21 protein-coding genes are annotated in these 20,791 nt (G+C 68.6%); 12 read left to right on the plus strand and 9 right to left on the minus strand.

Annotation, left to right across the window (positions count from 1 at the left end; translation table 11 throughout):
• Window positions 1-211: 211 nt before the first annotated feature.
• Both N5095_RS04990 and N5095_RS04995 read left to right on the plus strand, forming a co-directional pair.
• Entirely contained in the window at window positions 212-796 is a 585-nt protein-coding gene (locus N5095_RS04990) for a hypothetical protein (RefSeq protein ID WP_267621631.1), read from the plus strand.
• A gap of 2 nt (window positions 797-798) precedes the next feature.
• Window positions 799-1,452: a DUF2238 domain-containing protein gene (locus N5095_RS04995; protein ID WP_267621632.1), complete on the plus strand. Its 654-nt coding sequence runs from the start codon at window positions 799-801 to the stop codon at window positions 1,450-1,452.
• A 24-nt stretch (window positions 1,453-1,476) separates the two neighbouring features.
• Here the strand turns inward: N5095_RS04995 and N5095_RS05000 are convergent, their stop codons facing one another.
• The 8 genes from N5095_RS05000 to N5095_RS05035 form a co-directional block, all read right to left on the minus strand.
• A complete protein-coding gene (locus tag N5095_RS05000) occupies window positions 1,477-2,601 on the minus strand; it encodes an ORC1-type DNA replication protein (protein ID WP_267621633.1) in 1,125 nt (374 codons plus the stop codon).
• A 316-nt stretch (window positions 2,602-2,917) separates the two neighbouring features.
• Window positions 2,918-3,571: a class I SAM-dependent methyltransferase gene (locus N5095_RS05005; RefSeq protein WP_267621634.1), complete on the minus strand. Its 654-nt coding sequence runs from the start codon at window positions 3,569-3,571 to the stop codon at window positions 2,918-2,920.
• 105 nt (window positions 3,572-3,676) lie between these two features.
• A complete protein-coding gene (locus N5095_RS05010; protein ID WP_267621635.1) occupies window positions 3,677-3,838 on the minus strand; it encodes a DUF1059 domain-containing protein in 162 nt (53 codons plus the stop codon).
• 74 nt (window positions 3,839-3,912) lie between these two features.
• A complete protein-coding gene (locus tag N5095_RS05015; protein WP_267621636.1) occupies window positions 3,913-4,755 on the minus strand; it encodes a polyprenyl synthetase family protein in 843 nt (280 codons plus the stop codon).
• 39 nt (window positions 4,756-4,794) lie between these two features.
• A complete protein-coding gene (locus N5095_RS05020) occupies window positions 4,795-5,565 on the minus strand; it encodes a class I SAM-dependent methyltransferase (protein ID WP_267621637.1) in 771 nt (256 codons plus the stop codon).
• A 61-nt stretch (window positions 5,566-5,626) separates the two neighbouring features.
• Window positions 5,627-6,589 (minus strand): electron transfer flavoprotein subunit alpha/FixB family protein, encoded by a 963-nt coding sequence (locus N5095_RS05025; RefSeq protein ID WP_267621638.1) that lies wholly within the window; start codon window positions 6,587-6,589, stop codon window positions 5,627-5,629.
• Window positions 6,586-7,383 carry an electron transfer flavoprotein subunit beta/FixA family protein gene (locus N5095_RS05030; RefSeq protein ID WP_267621639.1) on the minus strand — a complete coding sequence of 266 codons (798 nt, stop codon included), beginning with the start codon at window positions 7,381-7,383 and terminating at the stop codon, window positions 6,586-6,588. Before N5095_RS05030 ends, N5095_RS05025 begins: the two co-directional genes overlap by 4 nt.
• Before the next feature lie 174 nt (window positions 7,384-7,557).
• The gene (locus N5095_RS05035) at window positions 7,558-8,832 is read right to left on the minus strand and encodes a helix-turn-helix transcriptional regulator (RefSeq protein WP_267621640.1); all 1,275 of its coding nucleotides are present in this window, start codon (window positions 8,830-8,832) and stop codon (window positions 7,558-7,560) included.
• 171 nt (window positions 8,833-9,003) lie between these two features.
• Between N5095_RS05035 and N5095_RS05040 the strand changes: the two genes are divergently transcribed.
• Window positions 9,004-10,581, plus strand: coding sequence for a DUF7096 domain-containing protein (locus N5095_RS05040; RefSeq protein WP_267621641.1), 1,578 nt, complete (start codon window positions 9,004-9,006; stop codon window positions 10,579-10,581).
• A gap of 84 nt (window positions 10,582-10,665) precedes the next feature.
• Window positions 10,666-11,157, plus strand: coding sequence for a type IV pilin domain-containing protein (locus tag N5095_RS05045; protein WP_267621642.1), 492 nt, complete (start codon window positions 10,666-10,668; stop codon window positions 11,155-11,157).
• A 118-nt stretch (window positions 11,158-11,275) separates the two neighbouring features.
• On the opposite strand, the gene N5095_RS05050 is transcribed toward N5095_RS05045, so the two are convergent.
• Window positions 11,276-11,899 carry a methyltransferase domain-containing protein gene (locus N5095_RS05050; protein ID WP_267621643.1) on the minus strand — a complete coding sequence of 208 codons (624 nt, stop codon included), beginning with the start codon at window positions 11,897-11,899 and terminating at the stop codon, window positions 11,276-11,278.
• A 486-nt stretch (window positions 11,900-12,385) separates the two neighbouring features.
• Between N5095_RS05050 and ahaH the strand changes: the two genes are divergently transcribed.
• The 8 genes from ahaH (at window position 12,386) to N5095_RS05090 (ending at window position 20,612) form a co-directional block, all read left to right on the plus strand.
• Window positions 12,386-12,718 carry an ATP synthase archaeal subunit H gene (gene ahaH / locus N5095_RS05055; RefSeq protein ID WP_267621644.1) on the plus strand — a complete coding sequence of 111 codons (333 nt, stop codon included), beginning with the start codon at window positions 12,386-12,388 and terminating at the stop codon, window positions 12,716-12,718.
• The gene (locus tag N5095_RS05060; RefSeq protein WP_267621645.1) at window positions 12,705-14,924 is read left to right on the plus strand and encodes a V-type ATP synthase subunit I; all 2,220 of its coding nucleotides are present in this window, start codon (window positions 12,705-12,707) and stop codon (window positions 14,922-14,924) included. Before ahaH ends, N5095_RS05060 begins: the two co-directional genes overlap by 14 nt.
• Window positions 14,925-15,166: 242 nt before the next feature.
• Window positions 15,167-15,433, plus strand: a complete 267-nt coding sequence (locus N5095_RS05065; protein WP_267621646.1) for a F0F1 ATP synthase subunit C — start codon at window positions 15,167-15,169, stop codon at window positions 15,431-15,433.
• A gap of 22 nt (window positions 15,434-15,455) precedes the next feature.
• Window positions 15,456-16,052, plus strand: coding sequence for a V-type ATP synthase subunit E (locus N5095_RS05070; RefSeq protein ID WP_267621648.1), 597 nt, complete (start codon window positions 15,456-15,458; stop codon window positions 16,050-16,052).
• Window positions 16,049-17,095: a V-type ATP synthase subunit C gene (locus N5095_RS05075; protein WP_267621649.1), complete on the plus strand. Its 1,047-nt coding sequence runs from the start codon at window positions 16,049-16,051 to the stop codon at window positions 17,093-17,095. The genes N5095_RS05070 and N5095_RS05075 overlap by 4 nt, the downstream gene beginning before the upstream one ends.
• On the plus strand, window positions 17,092-17,421 hold the full coding sequence (locus tag N5095_RS05080) for a V-type ATP synthase subunit F (RefSeq protein WP_267621650.1): 330 nt from the start codon (window positions 17,092-17,094) through the stop codon (window positions 17,419-17,421). The genes N5095_RS05075 and N5095_RS05080 overlap by 4 nt, the downstream gene beginning before the upstream one ends.
• A 4-nt stretch (window positions 17,422-17,425) precedes the next feature.
• Window positions 17,426-19,189 (plus strand): ATP synthase subunit A, encoded by a 1,764-nt coding sequence (locus tag N5095_RS05085; RefSeq protein WP_267621651.1) that lies wholly within the window; start codon window positions 17,426-17,428, stop codon window positions 19,187-19,189.
• Between the two features lies 1 nt (window position 19,190).
• The gene (locus N5095_RS05090; protein ID WP_267621652.1) at window positions 19,191-20,612 is read left to right on the plus strand and encodes an ATP synthase subunit B; all 1,422 of its coding nucleotides are present in this window, start codon (window positions 19,191-19,193) and stop codon (window positions 20,610-20,612) included.
• Window positions 20,613-20,791 lie beyond the last annotated feature (179 nt).

The following is a 20,791-nucleotide window of genomic DNA, read 5'->3' on the forward strand; positions in this document are numbered from 1 at the left end:
CCCACCACTCCTTGAAAAAGCTGGACCAAAAACGGCCGTTCGCTCGGCCTCTGGCCTCGCTCGCGGTCCTACCAGTATCACGCCCCGCACGGCACCACACCGCCCCACTCTGCCCCGCTCCGCACAACTACCGAGAGTCCATCCCGACTCCTCTGTGCGCCGACCGCGGCAACCGCCTTTACGGGGGAGAGCGTCGTACTGCTGAGCGTACATGTCCTTACAGGAGGTCCTGGGGACGGACCGGGCGAACGCCGCGGCGGTGTGGGTCGTCGCGGCCGCGCTCCTCGTCGCCGCCGTCCTACAGGCGCTGGCCGGTGAGTGGCTCTGGACGGCGCTCGCACTCGCCGCGGTGGGACTGACCGCGGTGCCGGCGCTCTCCTATCGCGACCCGCGCGTCACTCCGCCGGTGTGGGTGCCACTGCTCGCGGCGGCGCCGCTGGTCGTCCGCCCGTACCAGCCGTTCGCACACCTCGCGACGTACACGTCTATCGCGGTGCTCGCACTGATGACCGCGGTGAACCTCAACGCGCTCACCGACGTGCGGTTCACCCCTCGGGTCGGCGTCCTCGTCGTCGTCACCACGACGATGGGGCTCTCGGGGGTCTGGGTGATGCTCGTCGGTCTCTCGGACATGCTGCTCGGCACGAACTACGTCGCCGGGATGGCCGAACTCAACCGGGAGTTCATCGCCTCCGTCCTCACCGGGTTGGTCGGCGGCGCCGTCTTCGAGCGGTACTTCCACCACGTCGAGGGCGGCGGGCTCCGGGGTCGCTCCGAGGACCCCGTGGAGGCCTGACGATGTCGGTCACCGGCTACGTCGTCCCCGACGACCTCGAACAGGGCGCCGTCCGCCTGATGCAGGCCGCACTCCTCGGTATCGCCGCCTACGGCGTCTACTCGGCGACGCCGGGGATGGTGTTCAACGGACTCCTCCCGCTCGCCATCACCCTGATTCCGGGCTACCTGCGCGAGGACCGGAACGTCCGGGTCGAGACGGGACTCACCTTCCTCATCACGGCCGCGGTACTCGTCCACGCGGTCGGCGCACTCGGTCCCTACAAGCAGTACGGCTGGTACGACCAGTTCGCCCACGGGCTCTCCGCGACCGTCGTCGCGCTGACGGGGTACGTGTTCGTCCGCGCCATCGACCTCGCCTCCGACGAGAACCGGCTCCCCCGCCGGTTCGTCCAGGTGTACGTCGTCCTCGCGGTGATGGCCTTCGGCGTCGTCTGGGAGGTCATGGAGTACGGCACCAGCGTCGTCGCCAAGCAACTGGGGATGAGCGGCGTGCTCATCCAGTTCGGCTGGGAGGACATCGTCCTCGACCTCGCCTTCGACCTCGTCGGGGGGGTTCTCGTGGCACTCGTCGGTGCGCGGTATCTCTCTGCGACCCCCGAGGACATCGCCGAGGAGATGGACGAGGAGTTGGAGGCGACGGTAGACGGCGCGTGAGGGCCGGCGTCGGTCGGAGCCCCGTCAGAGCCGGTCGAGCACCGCGTCGGCGTCGTAACACAGCGTCAACGAGCGCGACCGGCCGCGGCCGTCGACGCTCGCGTACTCGGCCTCGATGACGCCGAGCTGGTCGAGCTTGTTGACGATTTCGGAGTAGCGGGTGTATCCCAGCCCCGTCCGGTCGTGGAACGCTTCGTACACCGTCCCGGCCTGCTCGCCGTCGTGCTCGGCGATGACCTTCACCAGTTCGCGCTCGCTGTCGGTGAGTCCCCGGAGGCTGCGCGAGAGGTGGACGTACTTCGACTTGTCGTAGGCCGCCTCTACGTCCTCGACGGTGACGGTTCGCGAGGCGCGCATCTCGGCGTTCAGCCCCGCCCGACGGAGGAGGTCGATGCCGACCCGGAGGTCGCCGGTCTCGGCGGTGAGTTCGGCGACCCGGTCGAGTTCGGGGGCGCCGACGACGCCCTCGTGGAACCCGCGCTTCGCGCGGTCCCGGAGGATGTCGACGATTTCGGGTTCGTCGTAGACGGGGAAGTACACCTCCTCGGGCCGGAAGACGCTCTGGACGCGACTGTCGAGTTCGTCCATGATGTCGAGGCTCAGGTCCGAGGAGACGATGAGGACCCCGACCCGGGCGCCGGAGTGGGCCTCGTGCGCCCTGAGAAGGGAGTACAGCGTGTCGGAGGCCTCGTTCTCGTAGAACAGGTAGTTCACGTCGTCGAGCGCGACGACGAGCACCTCGTCGTCTTCGACGAGCCGGTCCGTAATCTGGCCGAACAGCTTCTTGAACGAGATACCCGAGGAGGGCGGCTCGTAGTCGAACACGTGCTCGAACACCCGCGAGAACACCGCGTAGCGGGTGGAGTCGACCTGGCAGTTCACCTGCACCGGCCGAACCGAACTCTGGCCCTGCAGTTCGCCGAACAGTTTCTGGACGGCGGTGGTCTTCCCCGTGCCCGGCGGCCCCCGAACCATCGTGTTGAGCGGGCGGGAGCCGCGCACGGCGGGCCGGAGGGCGTACTTCATGCTCTGGAGCTGGGTCTCGCGGTGACGGAACGTCTCCGGGACGTAGTCGATTTCGAAGACGTGTTCGTCACGGAAGACGGACTCGTCCCACCCCAGCATCCCCTCCTCGGGGTCGTCCGGCATCACTTTCACCATGCTCGGTAGGCTATTTAATCGTTTGCCACCCCCGGGCCGAAAGTGAACGCCCTCGCTCGAGGCGTGAGCGCCCCGACCCGCGCTCGCCGGAACTCCGGGAGACGCACACGCGGACCCGACACGGGCACAGGTTCGCCTCGTCTTCGGGACGGTCCGCGAGCCACGTCGTGGGGCGACCGGCGGTGAAAGTGGAGCGGGTGCCGAGGAGTGAACTCGCGAAATCGCCGTCGTCGCCCGCGTCGCCACCGATACGACTCGACGCGGCTCGACGCAATTCGATGCGACTCGATGCGGTCCGACGCGGTTACGGCGCCCGGAACACCCGAATCGTGTCGCGCGAGGTCGGCTCCCGGATGAGCTGTGCGAACCCGTACGACGAGAAAATCTCCTTCCAGTTTCGGTGATACAGCGGGAACTCGCCCTCGACGTAGCTCACCGTCGCGTCCGCACGGCCACGCTGCGGGCCGTTGCCCTCGTTCTCGGCGGTCACGAGCAGGTCGCCGGCGACGCGGGCGACCTCTTCGAACACCCACTCGTCGTCCGGGTGGATGTGCTGGAGCGTCTCGACCGAGTACACCACGTCGAAGGCGTCGTCGTCGAACTCGGGCAGGAGGTCCTCGAGCGCCCCGGTGTGGAACGTCCCCGCCTCGGCGAGTACGGGGTAGTGGTCGGCCATCACCTCGAACGCCTCGTCGTTGATGTCGACGCCGGCGAGGTTCTCGAACCCCTGCTCGCGGAGGTGAGCCAGATGTCGTCCGGAGCCACAGCCGAGTTCGAGCACCGCGGCGTCGTCGTCCGCGTAGAAGTCGAGGACGCTGGCGAGCGTCTCGCTCACTTCGTTCGGGCCGAGGTCGGCGTAGTACGCCGGCGAGAACGTGCCGGAGCGCTCCGCCCACCCCCGCCGGACGCCGTCCGCGCCGTCCGCGTCGTCAGTGCCCTCCGAACCGTCCGAGTCCATACGTCGTCTCAGGCGGGTCGGGCGTTTATACTGCCCGAAACGTCGAGCTGTCCGGTGGACGTTCGGTAGAAAAGTCGGTTTCGCGGGCGTTCGAGTGGGCGGGAATCAGGCTGCGTGAGCCATCCCCTTGCGGACGTCCTTGTCGGTGATGGACATCCCGTGCTTGTTCTCGGCGTGCTCGCGCGCCATGTGGATGATCTCACCCTCGTCGTCGGAGCGAATCATGTACGTACAGCCTTCCTGGGTGCAGGCGAACTCGTTGGGCATCGTCGTTCCCACCACCGATAGGGCGTGTGGGAGAATAACGCGCACGCTTCCTGTTCGGGGGCTGTCTTTCGGCCCTACCGCTCGCGGACGACGACGAACTCCGCGAGGTCCCGGAGGTATCCCATCGCAGCGGTGTCGTCGAGTTCCGTCGTCGCCAGCGCGTCGAGCGCGAGGTCGGCCTGTTCACGGGCGCGGGCGTTGGCCTCCTCGGGCGTCAACTCGGTGACCTGGACGACGGAGGGGCGGTCCATCTCCGCGTCCTGGCCGGTCGGCTTGCCCAGGTCGTCGGCGTCGGCGGTCGCGTCGAGCACGTCGTCGCGAATCTGGAAGGCGATACCGACGCGCTCGGCGTACTCGCCGAACGCCTCGACGGTGAAGGCGTCGGCGTCGGCCGCGACGGCGCCGAGTTCGGCGGCGGCGCGGAACAGCGCGCCGGTCTTGCGGCGGGCGAGCTCCATGTACTCGCGTTCGTTCGTCGGGCGGGCGACGAGTTCCGTCGCCTCCCCCTCGCCGAGTTCGACCATCGCCTCGCTGACCAACTGCATCGCCCGCTCGTCCTCCGAAAAGAGCGCGAACGCCTCGCCGAGCAGCCCGTCGCTGGCGACGATGGCGGGCCCGTAGCCGAACTCGTTCCACGCGCTCGGGGTCCCCCGGCGCACGTCCGACCGGTCGATGATGTCGTCGACGACGAGCGAGGCGTTGTGGACGAGTTCGATGCCGACGGCGAAGTCGACGGCGTCGTCGGCCGTCCCCCCGCAGGCCTCACAGGAGAGGGTCGTGATGGCCGGCCTGACCCGCTTGCCGCCCGCGAGCGCGACGTGCCCGAGCTCGTCGGCGAGGGCGTCGGGTTCGACCCCGTCGACGACCTCCTCGAGTCGCTCGTTCACCCGCGTGACCCGCCGTTCCAGGTAGTCCATCACCGGGGTTCAGGGCGCACCCGGCAAGTACGTGGTGGTTTACTGGTCGGGTACGCCCGGAAGACTGGCCCGCAGACAGAGAAAGGGCGGCCGTCGCCGCACTCGGTCGTAGGCGTCGGGGCGCCGCTCCCGGAACCGCTCGGTCGGCTTCGCCTCCTCGACCGCCTCCAGCCGGAACCCAGCCCCGAGTAGCGCGTTCAGCGTCACCTCCAGCGGCCGCCGGAAGAACGTCACGTCCACCGGGTCGCCGAACCCGTCCCACGTCTCGGTCACTTCCTCCACGGCGAAGTAGTCCGCCGGCTCCAGTCGGGTCGCGTCGTCGAAGGGGTGCTGGGTGGAGAAGACGAGGACGCCGCCGGGTCGCAGGACCCGTGCGAACTCCGAGAAGAGCGCGTCCCACTCCCGGACGTACGTCACCGCGAGCGAGGAGTGCACGAGGTCGAAGCTGTCGTCGGCGACGGGAAGCGGGCGGCCCATGTCGAGGCGGACGAGGTCGGCCCGGTCGCCGACGCGGTCCCGGGCGTGCTCGAGCATCCGCGGGCTCACGTCGGCGCCGACGACGCGACGGGCGCCCGCCTCGTGGAGTTCCTCGGTCGTGATGCCGGGTCCACAGCCGGCGTCGAGGGTGTCGAGGCCCTCGACCGGAGGGAGCAGCGACCGCGTCGCGGGCCGTTCGAGGTCGGCGTTGTACGGCTTCGTCGGCGCCTTCGCGGCGTAGTCGTCGGCGAGCGCCTCGTAGGCGGCGAGGGCGACCGGTGGGTCGGCGGGGTCGCGGGCGGCGGGGTCGCCGCCGGCGTCGTCGTCACTCATGGAGCGGTCGAGTTCGCCGAACCGCCGAAAAAGCGTGCCGGTCCGCTCGTCGCTCCGACGCCTACTCGCCGCCGAACTCCTCGATGAGTTCGGGGACGACCTCGAACAGGTCGCCGACGATGCCGTAGTCGGCGATGTCGAAGATGGGCGCGTTCGGGTCGGTGTTGATGGCGACGATGGTCTCGGCGCCCTTCATGCCGGCGACGTGCTGGACGGCGCCGGAGATGCCGACCGCGATGTACACCTTGGGCGTGACGACCTTGCCGGACTGGCCGACCTGCCGGTTCTTCGGGAGCCACCCGTTGTCGACGATAGGCCTGGAAGAAGAGAGCGTCGCGCCGAGGGCGTCGGCGAGGCGCTGGACGAGTTCGATGTTCTCCTCCTCTTCGATGCCGCGGCCGACGGAGACGAGCACCTCGGCCTCCGAGATGTCCACGTCGCCGGCGCCGACCTCCTCGAAGCCGGTGACCGTCGAGCGGATGGCGTCCTCGTCGGGTTCGAAGTCGAACGCCCGCACCTCGGCGCCGTCGTGAGTCTCCTCGGCGGGCCACTCGCCGCCGCGGATGGTGACGGCGACGCGCTCCGACTCGACCTCGACGGTCGTCTCGACCTTTGAGCCGTACATCTCGCGGGTCGCGGTCAGCGCGCCGTCCCACTCGAAACCGACCGCGTCGGTGACGAGCGGGAGCGCGAGGCGCTCTGCGACCGCGGGCGCGTAGTCGAGCCCGTTGACCGAGTTGGGCATGACGACGGCCGTCGGGTCCACCTCGTCGTACAGCGCCTCGACGGCCTGCACGTACACGTCGTGGTTGAACTCCTCGCCGTAGTCGACGGTGTGGACGACGTCGACGCCGTCGAGAGATAGCTCCTCGGCGAACCCGTCGACGTCGCCCGAAATCACGGCGACGTGGAGGTCGCCGCCGGTGGCGTCGGCCAGTTCGCGGCCGGCGGTGACGAGTTCGAACGAGACGTCCCGGAGGTCGCCGCGGCGGTGTTCGGCGACGGCGAGCACGTCGGCGCTCATTCCGCGCCCACCCCCTTCTCCCGCAGGACACTCGCAAGCTCTGCGGCGGTCTCCTCCGCGCTCCCCTCGAAGAGGGTCGCGTCGGACTCGCTCTCGGGTTCGTACATCTCGGTGAGGAACAGCGAGCTCTCCACGTCGCCGGCCTCCAGTCCGAGGTCGGCGAGCGTCTTCGGCGCTATCTCCTTCGACTGGGCCTGACGAATCCCGCGGAGGCTGGCGTAGCGGGGCTCGTTGATGCCGGTCTGGATGGTGAGGACGGCCGGGAGCTCCACGTCGGTGAGCTCCTCGACGCCGCCCTCCAGCTCGCGGTGGACCCGCGCGACGTTCTCGGCGAGCAGGTGGTCGATGTCGAGTTGGTTGACGACCGCGGCCCACTCCTGGCCGACGGACTCGGCGAGCGCGACGCCCGTGGCGCCGAAGGCGTCGTCGCCGGCCTGGACGCCGGTCAGAATCAGGTCGGGCTCCTCCTCCTCGACGACCGCGCGGAAGACGCGGGCCTTCGTCGCGGTGTCGAGCAGGTCCTGGTCGAGCGCGTCGTCCCAGACGCGAATCGCCCGGTCGACGCCCTTCGCCAGCGCCATGCGGATGGTCTCCTCGGCGCGCTCGGGGCCGATGGTGACGGAGACGACCTCGATATCGTCGCCGGCCTCCTGTAGCTGGACGGCCTCCTCGACGGCGTAGTCGTCCCACTCGTTGAGGTCGTACTCCAGGTACCGGTCGTCGACGCCGGTCCCGTCGATTTCGAAGTCATCCTCGACTTCGGCGACCTCCTTGACGGTCACGAGAACCTTCATCGTCGTTCGTTTCCCACGGTCGGGGCTAAACGGTTTCGGAACGCAAGACTTGCCGACGCCGACACGACCGCACCCGACTCCCTGCTCTTCGCGACCGGCCGGGACCGGCAGCGACCGCGTTCGTCCCGGGAGCCGTCTCCGCGTGTCCGTGTCCGTGTCGGGATTCGAAGCGACTCAGACGCCCGTGTCGCTGGTGGCCCCGGGGTCGGGGTCGGCTCCGCCGGCCTCGCTGGCCCCGCCGGCGTCGCCGTTCGTACTTTCGCCACCCTCGCCCGGCGGGTCCTCGGCGGGGTCGTGGCCGGGGAGCGAGATGAGGTTCTCCCGCCCGATGCGGAGCTTGTTGACACGCTCGTCGTCGGCCATCGCGGAGAGGAGCTGTGAGACCTTCGCGTCGGACCAGCCGGTCTCCTCGACGATGGCGGCCTGCCGCATCCGCCCGCCGTTACGTTCGAGCAGGTACTCGACGCGCTCCTCGTCCGACAGCAGGGAGAGGTCGAAGTCGTCCTGCTGGACGGACTCGACGGCGGTCCCCCCGGAGCCACCGTCACCGGTACCGCCGCCCGGCGACTGGTCGTCGCCGTCCCGGTCGACGAACAGGTAGGCGGCGGCGACGAGGGCGGCGAGCGCGAGTCCGCCACCGCCGACGACCAGCGGGTCGAGCGGACCGAAGAGGTCAGAACCGGGCGGGTCGGTCGTCGGCCCGCCGGACCCACCGGCCTCCGGTGCGAACGCGAACCAGACGCCGCGCTCGAACTCCCGGGCGTCGTCGATGACCTGCCGGTCGCCGCGGGTCTCCGAGGAGACGGTGCTCCGGGTGATGTCGTACCCCTCGGGTGTGACGAACACGAGTTGCTGGTCGGCCGAGAGCGACGGGAACCACAGCCCGCCACCGGGGGCCGCGAAGGCGTCGCCGACGCGGAGCCGACCCTCCTCGCCCGTCGCGGCGAAGTTCGACCACTCGAAGGACATCGAGAGTACGCCGACCTTCTCGTACTCGTCGGCGGCGTCGGGGCTCCCGTCGAGCACCTCGCCGCGGTAGCTGACGTTCGTGACGTTCATCTCGCGGCCGGTGGCCTGCGAGGCCAGGTCGGCGTAGTTTCGGAACAGACGCTCGTCGGCGCTCGCGTTCCCTTCGGTCGTCCGGCGCTCGTCGACGAGCTCCCTGAACGCTCGCGTGTCGTTCTCGCTCTCGAGCAGGTACCGGGTCTTGACCGTCCACGTGGCGCTCGCGTCGGGGTGGACTTCCACGACGAGCACCGTCTTGACGCTCTCGTTGACCCGTTCCTCGGCGTCGACTTGCGCGGGTGTTCCGGGGCCGGCCGGCCCGGCGCCGGCGGACGCGGCGCCGGACGTGCTGCTGGAGGGAACGCCGACCGCCACACCGACCGCTGGGGCCGAGAGCCCGACCACGGTCGCGAGGAGGACGAACGCGAGGACGGCACGCCGCATACGTTTCGCCCCTAACGTCGGGGCGTGAAAACGCTTTCCATGGGAGCGACCGGCTACAGCCGGTCTCTCGGGCGGTCTGCGGACGCTTCGTCGCCCGATGTCGACCTCTTCCGTCGGACGTACACGGGGATGGGGTTCAATATTTATGCGAGGAGTGGATACCCCTGGTCGATGAAGCCGCTCCCGGCCCTCCTCGCGGTCGCCCTCCTGCTCGCCTCGGTCGCCGGCGTGGCCGTTCCTGCGTCCGGTGGCGAATCCGACGTGTCGGTGGCGCCGTCGACCGAGACGGCGGTCGGCTCCGACGCCGAATCCTTCGCCGACACCGGCCACCCGGTCGACGCGCCGCGAGCGGCTCTCACGACGCTCGAACAGTCCGAGGCGTTCACCAACGTTCTCACCGTCGGCGAGCCACGGCGGGCGAACGCCACTCGGTCGAAGTCGAACCTCAGCGCCGCGCTGTCGCTCCGAGCCGAGGGGCTCGAGTCGGAGCTCGACCGTCGGAGCGTTCGCGAGAAGCTCGCCCGGATGAACGACACGGACCGGAAACAGCGGTACATTCGCCACGCCATCGTCGAACTCGAGATTCGTTCCGAGGAGCTCCGCGCGGAGGAGCAGGCAGCCTACCGTCTCCACAACGAGGAGCGAATCTCGACCCGCCAACTACTGGTCCGCCTCGCCCGCGTCGACCGGCGCGCCGAGCGACTCTCGAAGAACGCGACGATGTTCGCGGCGGCCGCCGAGGACGTGGAGGGGCTGAGCGTGAACAGCGAGATCGGCGTCCTCCGGCTGGAGCTTCGGACCCTCCGCGGGCCGGTGCGTGACCGTGTCGACCAGGCGCTCCGCGGGGACGCCCCGCCGACGCGGGTGTACGCTCAGACGGCCGACGACGGGGTCGTCCTCGCCGCGGTCGTCGACGGCGAGTACGTCCGTGAGGTGTACGACGGCACCCGACGCGGCGGGGGCGACTCGCGCATCCCGGTCGACCGCATCGGCGAGGTCCTGCAGGACGGGTATCCGCTCATCTACGACCGAGCCAACGGGATGTTCAGTACCTTGCAGGACCAGCGTCAGGCGAGCCCCACCTTCGGCGCCGAGATGGAGTACGCGAACGGGCGGGTCCTCGCGTACATCGACCGCTCCAGCGCGAGAGTGTTCCGCGAGGTCCAGACGGTCCAGCTCAACCAGTCGCCGCCCACCGAGCCACGGACGGTGACCCAGTCGAACCTCGAGCTCACCGTCTACCCCTCCTACTCCGGCGGACCCATGCTCGTCGAGGTCGCGGACGCCCGCACCGGCGAGCCGGTTCGGGCGAACGTCACCTTCACCACCGGCGACGGGAGCACCCGTCTCATCGGTGAGGCCGACGCCCGCGGTCGGCTCTGGGCCGTGATGCCCAACGAGAGCGTCCGCGTCCGGACCATCCACCCGAGCCGGAGCTACGAAATCGCCTCGGTGATGGTGTCACCGGCCGACCCACGGAAGGTCCGGGCCGACGACAACACCACCGCGCCGGACGAGAACGAGAGCGGCGCGGACCCCAACGCGAGCGGCGGTCCGGCGTCGACGTCGGTTGGTACGACGGCGCCGACCGCGCTCTCCCCGTCGACATCGTTGACGCCGTCGACGACAGGGTCGCTGGCGACCCGGGAGCGGTTCGCAACACGAACGTCGCCGGCGACCGCGACGGTATCCGCGGGGCGGACCGCCGCGGCGTCGTCGGCCGCGCTTCCGGCCGGCGTCACCCCCTGACCGCCACGCTGGCCCGACCGACCCCCTACAGCCCCGGCGTCCGTCCCCCGAGCCCTCTTATCCGATGACGGGGCCACCGACGCCGTGTTCGCTCCAGCCCCCGGGCCCCCATCCGATTCGACCCGCGCGAACGCCACGGTCGGGGTCGCGCTCCTGCTCGCGCTGACCGTCGTCACTGCGGGGAGCGTCGGCGCCGTCCTCGTCGACCGTGCGGCCTCCACGGTGGGTGAGCCGGCGCCGACGGTGGCGCTCTCGCTCTCGGTCGAGGGGGACCGGCTGACGGTGACGCACGAGGGCGGCGCGGCGCTCGACACCCGCCGACTGCGACTCGTCGTGACGGTCGACGGCGAGCCCCTCGCCCACCAGCCGCCGGTGCCGTTCTTCTCGGCGAGGGGGTTCGCACCCGGCCCGACGGGGCCGTTCAACGTCGCCGCCGACCAGGGGTTGACGGCGGGCGAGTCGGCCGGGTTCGTCGTCGCCGGGACGAACAGTCCCGCGCTGGAGCCGGGGTCGACGGTCGAGGTGGCGATTTACCGGGAGGGGACGCCGGTCGCGACGCTGACGGCGACGGTGTGATGGGGTGTACCCGAGGTGTGACGGGTGTGACGGGTGAGAAACGCGCGGTGTCGTCGTGTACCGCTCCGGATGTCGGGTCGTCGTGTGTCGACCCGCTGTTTTGTGTGTCGACCCGCTGTTACTTCTCGGGCACGCGCGCGACGGTCGTAATGGCGCGGGGGGTGCCGGGGCGCGCCTGCTGGATGTGGTGTTCGAACTCCTCGAAGCCGGCCTCGCGGAACATCCGGTCGGCCTCCGCCTCGTCGTAGAACAGCATGATGGCGTCGGCGAGGCGCTGCATCACCTGCGAGCGGGGGTAGTCCGGACCGACGACGAGCACCTTCCCGCCCGGCTTAACGACGCGACGGAACTCCTCGAGGGCGTCGACGGGGTTGGGCCAGTACTCGATAGAGCCCGAGGACCAGATGGCGTCGAAGCTGTCGTCGGCGAAGGGGAGCCGTTCGGCGTCGCCGCGGTGAAAGGAGACGGAGCCGTGGAGACCGAACTTGCGGATGGCCTTCTCCATCTGGTGTTCGCTCTGGTCGAGCGCGTACACGTGGTCGACGTGGCCGAGCAACCCCTCGGTGCCGAAGCCGGTGCCCGAGCCCACGTCGAGCACGCGGTCGTCCCGGGAGAGGTCGAGCCACTCGAGGGCCTCGCCGCGCATCTCCTCGTTCCAGATGAACGGGTTGATGCGGTCGTACACCTTCGAGAGGTACTTGTAGAACAGGCGGGCCCGCGCTTTGTTCTCCAGAACTCCCATTAAATGGGGGTTGGGATGGGCTCGGGTTAAGCGTGCGGATTCGTCCGTCTCGGTGTCGGGTGGCTCTTTTTTGCTGGACTGGGTTGACTCGGTAGCGACCGTTTGCTGAACCCGAGTTGTGGGGAGTGCTTCCGAAAGCCCCCGACCGCACCGCAGCCACATTCTCCCCAACCGATTCACTGGGTCGCTGCCGCTCCTCGTTTATCCCTCGCACGACGCTTGCACCGATAAACCGGCGCAAGGCGCGCGCCGAGCGGCGGGTTATCGCCGCGAGGTGCCGCGCGAGGGCTGACCGACCGAGCGAAGCGAGGGAGGGAGGCGGTTGGGGAGGATGAGGCACCGAGCGTGCGCCGCCGTCGCGCGGCGCTCGCTCTTGCGGGCCTGGTGGACATGAAAAGGGCGAGCCAGCGCGCGCCCCGGCGCGCTGGCGAGGGCTTTCGAAATTACCTTAAAGGCCCGCAACGGAACGACGGACGATTAGCCAGCATGCCGAGACCAGAGGTTCTCGACCGGATCAAGGAGGCCGAACAGGAGGCCGACCAAATCGTCGAGGAAGCCGAGAGCGACCGCGAGGAGCGCATCGCCGAGGCCCGCCGAGAGGCCGACGAGATCCGTGAAGAGGCACGACAGGAGGCCGACGAACTGGAGGAAGAGCGCCTCGAAACGGCCCGCGAGGAGATCGAGGCCCGCCGCGAGGAGATCGTCGAAGAGGGCGAGGCCGCTCGTGAACGTCTCGTCGCGGAAGCCGAGGAGGACATGGAGGAGGCGGTCGACTACGCCCTACGCAGGTTCGAGGAGGCGGTAGATGCTCAGACCTGAACAGATGAGCAAGGTCTCGGTGACGGGCTCCAAGCGGGTGATGGGGGACGTCATCGAGACGGTCCACGACCTGAGACTGCTGCACGTCTCGGATTACGACGAGTCGTGGGCGGGCTTCTCCGCCGGCGACCCCATCGAGGGCGCCGAGGAGGCCTCCGACAAGCTCGTCACCGTCCGCTCGCTCGAGAGCATCCTCGACGTCGACGACGAGGACGCGGGCCCGACCCGCATCGTCACCGACGAGGCCATCGAGGAGGAACTGGAGGGGCTGCGCCACCGCGTCAACGAACTCGACGACCGGCGCGACGAGATTCGCGACCAGCTCCGCGACGTCGAGGAGCGTCTCGACGTGATGGAGCCGTTCGCGACGCTCGGCATCGACCTCGACCTCCTGTCGGGGTATCGGACGCTCGACGTGGCCGTCGGCGAGGGGAGCCGCGACTCCGTCGAGGCCGCCCTCGAGAGCTCGGAAGACGTCGAGCAGTACCGTGTCGACTCCAGCGGCAAGGTCGTCGCCGTCTTCGCCCGGATGCGCGACGGTGCCGACGAGGGCGCCCTGGCGGACGCGCTCGTGGCCGCCGACTTCGCGGCCATCGACGTGCCCGACGCCGAAGGGAGCCCCGAGGAGTACCGCAAGGAGCTCGAACACCAGCGCCAGCAGCTCCGCTCGAAGCTCGACAACGTCGAGGGTGAGCTGAAGGAGGTCAAGTTGGACGCCGCGGGCTTCCTCCTCGCCGCCGAGGAGAAGCTCTCCATCGACGTTCAGAAGACCGAGGCGCCGCTGTCCTTCGCGACGACGGAGAACGCCTTCGTCGCCGAAGGCTGGGTTCCCACCGAGCGGTTCGACGAGTTCGAAGCCGCCCTCCGCGAGGACGTCGGCCAGCACGTCGACGTCGAGGAACTCCGGCGCGCCTCCTTCGGTCGCACCGGCACCCACGAGGAGACGGTCCGCGACCGACCCGAGGGCGCCGCGGCGGCCACCGACGGCGGCCACGCCGTCGACGGCGACGAGCCGCCGGTGATTCAGGACAACCCCAGCGCGGTCAAGCCGTTCGAACTGCTGGTGCAGGCGGTCAACCGGCCGAACTACCGCGAGTTCGACCCGACCATCTTCCTGTTCCTGACGTTCCCGCTGTTCTTCGGGTTCATGATCGGGGACCTCGGGTACGGGCTGCTGTACACCGCCCTCGGGGCGTTCATGTACACGTCCTTCGACAGCGAGGCCATCAAGAGCCTCGGCGGCGTGGCGGTGTTCGCCGGCGTGTTCACGATGATATTCGGCGTGCTGTACGGCGAGTTCTTCGGTCTACACGTCCTCGGTGAAATCGTGTGGCCCTCGGGCCACCCGCCGATGGAGAAGGGGCTGTCGCCCGCGACGACCGAGTGGGCGCTGGGCTGGCTGCTCGTCAGCGTTCTCGTCGGCATCGCCCACCTGACGCTCGGCTGGGGGCTCGACTTCATCGAGAACCTCCAGTTCCACGGCCTGTGGGACGCCATCACGGAGAGCCTCTCGTGGATCATCGCGATGCTCGGCCTCTGGTATTGGATCTTCAGCGAGTCGCTCGCCGAGCAGAAGCCGGCGTTCCTCTTCGAGGTGTTCAACGGTGAGCCGTTCCCGTTCGGTTTCGAGGGGTTCCCGGCGTTCGAGCTGTTCGCGCTGCCACAGGGGCTACCGGTCGTCGGCGGGTTCCCCATCACCGTCTCACTGCTGCTCGTCTTCGTCGGCGCCGGCCTCCTGTACATGGCCAGCCCCGTCGAGGTCGTCGAAATCCTCAACGTGCTGGTGAACGCGCTGTCGTACACCCGACTGGCCGCGGTGCTGCTCGCGAAGGCGGGGATGGCGTTCACCGTCAACCTCCTCTTCTTCGGTGTGTACGTCTCCGAGGAGGAGGGCGGCGAAGCGTGGCACTTCGGGCTCACCGGGATGCCGGAGGCGCCTCCCGCGGGCGAGACCGTGATGTACCACGGGTACGAGGTCTCCGGCGTGCTCTTCCCGGGACTGGTCCACGGCGGCGTCGCCATGCTGCTCGTGGGCATCCTCGTGCTCGTGCTCGGCCACCTGCTGGTGCTCGTGCTCGGTATCACGAGTGCCGGCCTGCAGGCCGTGCGTCTCGAGTACGTGGAGTTCTTCGGGAAGTTCTTCGAGGGCGGCGGCCGCCCGTACTCGCCGTTCGGCTACGACCGGCAGTACACGACCGAGGACTGACCGACTCCACCCCCCGGGCCGTTCCGTCACCGGGCCGGCCCGTGGTCTCGGCCACTCCGCGTCGGAGACGGCTCCGACACCCGTCGCCGTGTGGTGTCACGCGGTGACGAACGACGATTCCCCGAATAGTTGCGTCTCCGCGGTCCTGGCGGTCGATTCGTTTGGGAAGTTTTATGAACTCGCTACGGCACGGTTGAACTGTTCGGAGACGACAGAACACGGACGGAGAACTCAGCTAATACATGTTCGACATCGCACTCCAGTTGGCGAATGTACTGCTTCAGGAAGGCGGCTCGGCCGCGCCGGCCATCCCCAACAAGGCGGCTGCGGCGCTCGCCGTCGGGCTCGCGGCGTTCGGTGCAGGCTACGCGGAGCGCGGTATCGGCTCCGCCGCCGTCGGCGCCGTCGCCGAGGACTCGGACCTCTTCGTGCAGGGCCTCATCCTGACGGTCCTGCCCGAGACGCTCGTGATTCTCGCGCTGGTCGTCGTCTTCCTGGTCCCGGCGTAAACCCCCCCACGCCTTTTCCACAATGAGTCTGGATACGGTAGCCGAAGACATCAGAGACGAAGCCCGCGCGCGTGCGAACGACATCCGCGAGGAGGGCGAGCGACGTGCGGAGGAGATCGTCGCCGACGCCGAAGCGGACGCCGAGGAGATCATCGCTGAGCGCGAGCGCGAGGTCGAGCGCACGATCGAACGGGAGCGCGAACAGACGCTCTCCAGTGCGAAGCTCGAGGCCAAGCAGCAGCGCCTCGAGGCCCGCCGGGAGATGCTCCAGCGGGTCCGCGAGCAGGTCGAGTCCGAGATCGCCGACATCGACGGCGCCAAGCGGGAGAACCTGACCGAGAGCCTCCTCGAGGCGACAGTCGAGGAGTTCGGCGAGGACGCGACCGTCGAAGTGTACGGCCGCGCCGACGACGAGGAGCTCCTGACCGAGCTGCTCGCCGACTACCCGGGCTACAGCTACGCCGGCGAGTACGACTGCCTCGGCGGTCTCGTCGCGGAGAGCGACGCCTCGCGGGTCCGGGTCAACAACACGTTCGACTCCGTCCTAGAGTCGGTCTGGGACGACGAACTGAAGGAGATCAGCGCCCGACTGTTCGACCAGGACACGCCCACACCATGAGTTATACCGGTAGCTCCAATCCGGAGTACGTCAACGCTCGCGTCCGGTCCCGCCGGTCGCAGCTGTACGACGAGGAGGAGTATCGGAAGCTGACCCGGATGGGGCCGGCCGAAATCGCGCGGTACATGGAGGAGTCGGAGTACGAAGAGGAGATCAACGCCCTCGGGAGTCGCTACTCGGGCGTCGACCTCGTCGAGTACGCGCTGAACCGCAACCTCGCGAAGCAGTTCCACGACGTGCTTCGCTGGTCGGACGGACGACTGTACCAGTTCGTCGTCCGCTACCTGCAGAAGTTCGACGCGTGGAACATCAAGACGGTCATCCGCGGCATCTACGCCGACGTGGACAAGCAGTCGGTCGACGACGACCTCATCCGCGCCGGCGAGTTCGACGACCGCCGCCTCGACCAACTGGTCGAGGCCGGCACCATCGAGGAGGTCGTCAACCGCCTCGACGGGACGATGTTCGGCGACCCGCTCGCCGAGGCCTACGAGGACTACGAGGAGACGGGCGTGCTGGTCCCGCTCGAGAACGCGGTCGACCGCGCCTTCTACGAGAACCTCCTTGAGGGGCTCACCTTCGACGAGGCCTCCGCGGACTACCGCGACTTCCTCCGTGCGGAGATCGACTTCCGGAACGCCCGGAACGCGCTCCGGCTGGCCCGCTCGGGCGCCGACATCGACCCGGCCGAGTACTACATCGAGGGCGGGAAGCTGTTCTCCGCGAGCGAGCTGTCGACGCTCGCGTCGAACCCCGACGAACTCGTCAACCGCCTGCGCGAGTCGTCGTACGGTGACGACCTCTCGGGCGCGCTCGACGACCTCGAAGAGGCGAACAGCCTCATCGGTTTCGAGCGCGCCCTCGAGGCGGCGCTGCTCGAGTACTCGCGGAACCTCGGGAACGTCCACCCGCTGTCGGTGGCGCCCGTCGTGTCGTACATCCTCGCGAAGGAGCGCGAGGTCGAGAACATCCGCGCCATCGCTCGCGGCCGCGAAGCCGGCCTGAGCGAGGACGAGATCGAGGACGAGTTGGTGATTCTATGAGCCAGGAGATCGCCGTCGTCGGCAGCTCCGAGTTCACCACCGGCTTCCGCCTCGCGGGAGTCCGGAAGGTCCACAACGTCCCCGAAGAGGAGAAAGACGAGCGCCTCGACGAGGCGGTCACCGAGGCCCTCGACGACGAGGGCGTCGGCATCGTCGTGATGAAGTCCGACGACCTCGACCACCTCTCCCGGCAGGTGCGCCAGCGCGCCGAGACCTCCATCGAACCGACGATGGTGACCGTCGGCGGGGGCGGCACCAGCGGACTGCGCGATCAGATCAAGCGAGCCATCGGGATCGACCTGATGGACGAGGACGAGGACGACTGAAACCATGAGTCAAGCACAAGAACAAGAGACCGTCCGTGAGGACGGCAAGATTCGAAGCGTGAGCGGTCCGGTCGTACAGGCCGTCGACCTCGACGCCCGGATGAACGACGTCGTCTACGTCGGCGACGAAGGACTGATGGGCGAGGTCATCGAGATCGAGGGCGACATCACCACCATCCAGGTGTACGAGGAGACCTCCGGTGTCGGCCCCGGCGAACCCGTCATGAACACGGGCGAGCCGCTGACGGTCGACCTCGGCCCGGGCCTGCTGGACTCCATCTACGACGGCGTCCAGCGCCCGCTCGACGTCCTGGAGTCGAAGATGGACAGCGCGTTCCTCGACCGCGGGGTCGACGCGCCCGGTATCGAACTGGACAAGCACTGGGAGTTCACCCCCGAGGTGTCCGCGGGTGACGAGGTCGAACCCGGCGACATCGTCGGGACCGTCGAGGAGACGGTCACCATCGACCACAAGGTGCTCGTTCCGCCGACCTTCGAGGGCGGCGAGGTCACGAGCGTCGAATCCGGCGACTTCACCGTCGAGGAGACGGTCGTCGAACTCGACAACGGCGAGGAGATCACGATGCGCCAGGAGTGGCCGGTCCGCGAGGCCCGTCCCTCGGCGAACAAGAAGACGCCGCGGGAGCCGCTCGTCTCCGGACAGCGCATCCTCGACGGCCTCTTCCCCATCGCGAAGGGTGGGACGGCCGCGATTCCCGGGCCGTTCGGCTCCGGGAAGACCGTCACCCAGCACAGCCTCGCGAAGTTCGCCGACGCCGACATCATCGTCTACGTCGGCTGTGGCGAGCGCGGCAACGAGATGACGGAAGTCATCGACGACTTCCCGGACCTCGAGGACCCGTCCACGGGCAACCCGCTGATGGCCCGGACGTCGCTCATCGCGAACACCTCGAACATGCCCGTCGCGGCCCGCGAATCCTGCGTGTACACCGGCATCACCATCGCCGAGTACTACCGGGACATGGGGTACGACGTGGCGCTCATGGCCGACTCCACCTCACGGTGGGCCGAGGCCATGCGCGAGATCTCCTCCCGACTGGAGGAGATGCCGGGCGAGGAGGGGTACCCCGCGTACCTCGCCGCCCGCCTCAGCGAGTTCTACGAGCGCGCCGGCTACTTCGAGAACATCAACGACACCGAGGGCTCCATCTCGGCCATCGGCGCCGTGTCGCCGCCGGGCGGCGACTTCTCCGAGCCGGTCACCCAGAACACGCTGCGTATCGTGAAGACGTTCTGGGCGCTGGACGCCGACCTCGCCGAGCGCCGGCACTTCCCGGCTATCAACTGGAACGAGTCCTACTCGCTGTATCAGAGCCAGCTGGACCCGTGGTTCCAGGAGAACGTCGAACAGGACTGGCCCGAGGAGCGCCAGTGGGCCGTCGACGTGCTCGACGAGGAGGGCGAACTGCAGGAGATCGTCCAGCTCGTCGGCAAGGACGCCCTGCCGGAGGACCAGCAGCTCACCCTCGAGGTCGCGCGCTACCTGCGCGAGGGGTACCTCCAGCAGAACGCGTTCAACCCGACGGACATGTACTGCCCGCCCGCCAAGACCTACGCCATCCTCACGGCGATCCACAAGTTCAACGACGAGGCGTTCCGCGCGCTCGAAGCCGGCGTCCCGGTCGACGAGATCGCCGACATCGAGGCCGCGCCGCGGCTCAACCGCATCGCGACCCAGGAGGACTGGGAGGAGTACGTGGCGGAGCTGAAAGACACTATCGAGACGCAGCTTCGGGAGAAGTACTGAGATGAAGGAGTACAAGACCATCACGGAGATCAGCGGTCCGCTGGTGTTCGCCGAAGTCGACGAGCCGGTCGGGTACGACGAGATCGTCGAAATCGAGACGCCGAACGGCGAGACCAAGCGGGGTCAGATTCTCGAATCCGAGGAGGGCGTCGTCGCCATCCAGGTGTTCGAGGGGACGACCGGTATCGACAAGAACGCGTCCGTCCGCTTCCTGGGCGAGACGATGAAGATGCCCGTCACCGAGGACCTCCTCGGACGGGTGCTCGACGGCTCCGGCCGCCCCATCGACGGCGGACCGGAAATCGTGCCCGAAGAGCGTGAGGACATCGTCGGCGCGGCCATCAACCCCTACTCCCGGGAGTACCCCGAGGAGTTCATCCAGACCGGTGTCTCCGGCATCGACGGGATGAACACCCTCGTTCGGGGCCAGAAGCTCCCCATCTTCTCCGGGTCGGGGCTGCCGCACAACGAACTCGCGCTGCAGGTCGCCCGCCAGGCGACCGTCCCCGAGGAAGCCGCGGAGGAGGGCGAGGACGCGAGCGAGTTCGCCGTCATCTTCGGCGCCATGGGCATCACGGCCGAGGAGGCCAACGAGTTCATGGAGGACTTCGAGCAGACCGGCGCGCTGGAGCGCTCGGTCGTGTTCATGAACCTCGCGGACGACCCCGCCGTCGAGCGGACGGTCACGCCGCGGATGGCGCTGACGACCGCCGAGTACCTCGCCTTCGAGAAGGGGTACCACGTGCTCGTCATCCTCACGGACATCACGAACTACTGTGAGGCGCTCCGCGAGATCGGCGCGGCCCGCGAGGAGGTTCCGGGTCGACGCGGGTACCCGGGGTACATGTACACCGACCTGGCGCAGCTGTACGAGCGCGCCGGCCGCATCAAGGGTCGTGAGGGGTCGGTCACGCAGATTCCCATCCTCACGATGCCCGGCGACGACGACACCCACCCCATCCCCGACCTGACGGGGTACATCACGGAGGGGCAGATCATGCTCGACCGGGGTCTCAACTCCCAGGGTGTCGAGCCGCCCATCGACGTGCTCCCGTCCCTGTCGCGCCTGATGGACGACGGGATCGGCGAGGGGCTCACCCGCGAGGACCACGCCGACGTCTCCGACCAGATGTACGCGGCGTACGCCGAGGGTGAGGACCTGCGCGACCTCGTGAACATCGTCGGCCGCGAGGCCCTCTCCGAGCGCGACAACAAGTACCTCGACTTCGCCGAGCGCTTCGAGGAGGAGTTCGTCGACCAGGGGTACGACACGAACCGCTCCATCGCGGAGACCCTCGACATCGGCTGGGAACTGCTCTCGACGCTCCCGAAGACGGAGCTCAACCGCGTCGACGAGGAGCTCATCGAGCAGTACTACCAGGATACCGACTCCGAGGAAGCCGAAGAAGTCGCCGCCGACTGACTCTCCTCGGCTCTCTTCGTCGTCTCCACCCGCCGGCGGCGAGCGTCACTCGACGCTCGTCCGCTGGCGGTCCTACGTTTTCTCCCCGTGAGCGGCCGCTTCGGGGGTCGCTGTGGGGTTTCGCACCTCCCCGTTCCGTCGCCTCGAGCGGACGAACAGGCAACTATTAACCCGCTTCG

Origin of the sequence: Halobium salinum (assembly GCF_026586625.1) — an archaeon.
In the GTDB taxonomy this organism is placed as follows: domain Archaea; phylum Halobacteriota; class Halobacteria; order Halobacteriales; family Haloferacaceae; genus Halobium; species Halobium salinum.

What these genes read in the sequence shown, in the direction of transcription:
- N5095_RS04990 (WP_267621631.1), top strand. Translation starts at nt 212, where the DNA reads ATGTCCTTACAGGAGGTCCTGGGGACGGACCGGGCGAACGCCGCGGCG.
- N5095_RS04995 (WP_267621632.1), top strand. Translation starts at nt 799, where the DNA reads ATGTCGGTCACCGGCTACGTCGTCCCCGACGACCTCGAACAGGGCGCC.
- N5095_RS05000 (WP_267621633.1), bottom strand. Translation starts at nt 2,601, where the DNA reads ATGCCGGACGACCCCGAGGAGGGGATGCTGGGGTGGGACGAGTCCGTC.
- N5095_RS05005 (WP_267621634.1), bottom strand. Translation starts at nt 3,571, where the DNA reads ATGGACTCGGACGGTTCGGAGGGCACTGACGACGCGGACGGCGCGGAC.
- N5095_RS05010 (WP_267621635.1), bottom strand. Translation starts at nt 3,838, where the DNA reads ATGCCCAACGAGTTCGCCTGCACCCAGGAAGGCTGTACGTACATGATT.
- N5095_RS05015 (WP_267621636.1), bottom strand. Translation starts at nt 4,755, where the DNA reads ATGGACTACCTGGAACGGCGGGTCACGCGGGTGAACGAGCGACTCGAG.
- N5095_RS05020 (WP_267621637.1), bottom strand. Translation starts at nt 5,565, where the DNA reads ATGAGTGACGACGACGCCGGCGGCGACCCCGCCGCCCGCGACCCCGCC.
- N5095_RS05025 (WP_267621638.1), bottom strand. Translation starts at nt 6,589, where the DNA reads ATGAGCGCCGACGTGCTCGCCGTCGCCGAACACCGCCGCGGCGACCTC.
- N5095_RS05030 (WP_267621639.1), bottom strand. Translation starts at nt 7,383, where the DNA reads ATGAAGGTTCTCGTGACCGTCAAGGAGGTCGCCGAAGTCGAGGATGAC.
- N5095_RS05035 (WP_267621640.1), bottom strand. Translation starts at nt 8,832, where the DNA reads ATGCGGCGTGCCGTCCTCGCGTTCGTCCTCCTCGCGACCGTGGTCGGG.
- N5095_RS05040 (WP_267621641.1), top strand. Translation starts at nt 9,004, where the DNA reads ATGAAGCCGCTCCCGGCCCTCCTCGCGGTCGCCCTCCTGCTCGCCTCG.
- N5095_RS05050 (WP_267621643.1), bottom strand. Translation starts at nt 11,899, where the DNA reads ATGGGAGTTCTGGAGAACAAAGCGCGGGCCCGCCTGTTCTACAAGTAC.
- ahaH (WP_267621644.1), top strand. Translation starts at nt 12,386, where the DNA reads ATGCCGAGACCAGAGGTTCTCGACCGGATCAAGGAGGCCGAACAGGAG.
- N5095_RS05060 (WP_267621645.1), top strand. Translation starts at nt 12,705, where the DNA reads ATGCTCAGACCTGAACAGATGAGCAAGGTCTCGGTGACGGGCTCCAAG.
- N5095_RS05065 (WP_267621646.1), top strand. Translation starts at nt 15,167, where the DNA reads ATGTTCGACATCGCACTCCAGTTGGCGAATGTACTGCTTCAGGAAGGC.
- N5095_RS05070 (WP_267621648.1), top strand. Translation starts at nt 15,456, where the DNA reads ATGAGTCTGGATACGGTAGCCGAAGACATCAGAGACGAAGCCCGCGCG.
- N5095_RS05075 (WP_267621649.1), top strand. Translation starts at nt 16,049, where the DNA reads ATGAGTTATACCGGTAGCTCCAATCCGGAGTACGTCAACGCTCGCGTC.
- N5095_RS05080 (WP_267621650.1), top strand. Translation starts at nt 17,092, where the DNA reads ATGAGCCAGGAGATCGCCGTCGTCGGCAGCTCCGAGTTCACCACCGGC.
- N5095_RS05085 (WP_267621651.1), top strand. Translation starts at nt 17,426, where the DNA reads ATGAGTCAAGCACAAGAACAAGAGACCGTCCGTGAGGACGGCAAGATT.
- N5095_RS05090 (WP_267621652.1), top strand. Translation starts at nt 19,191, where the DNA reads ATGAAGGAGTACAAGACCATCACGGAGATCAGCGGTCCGCTGGTGTTC.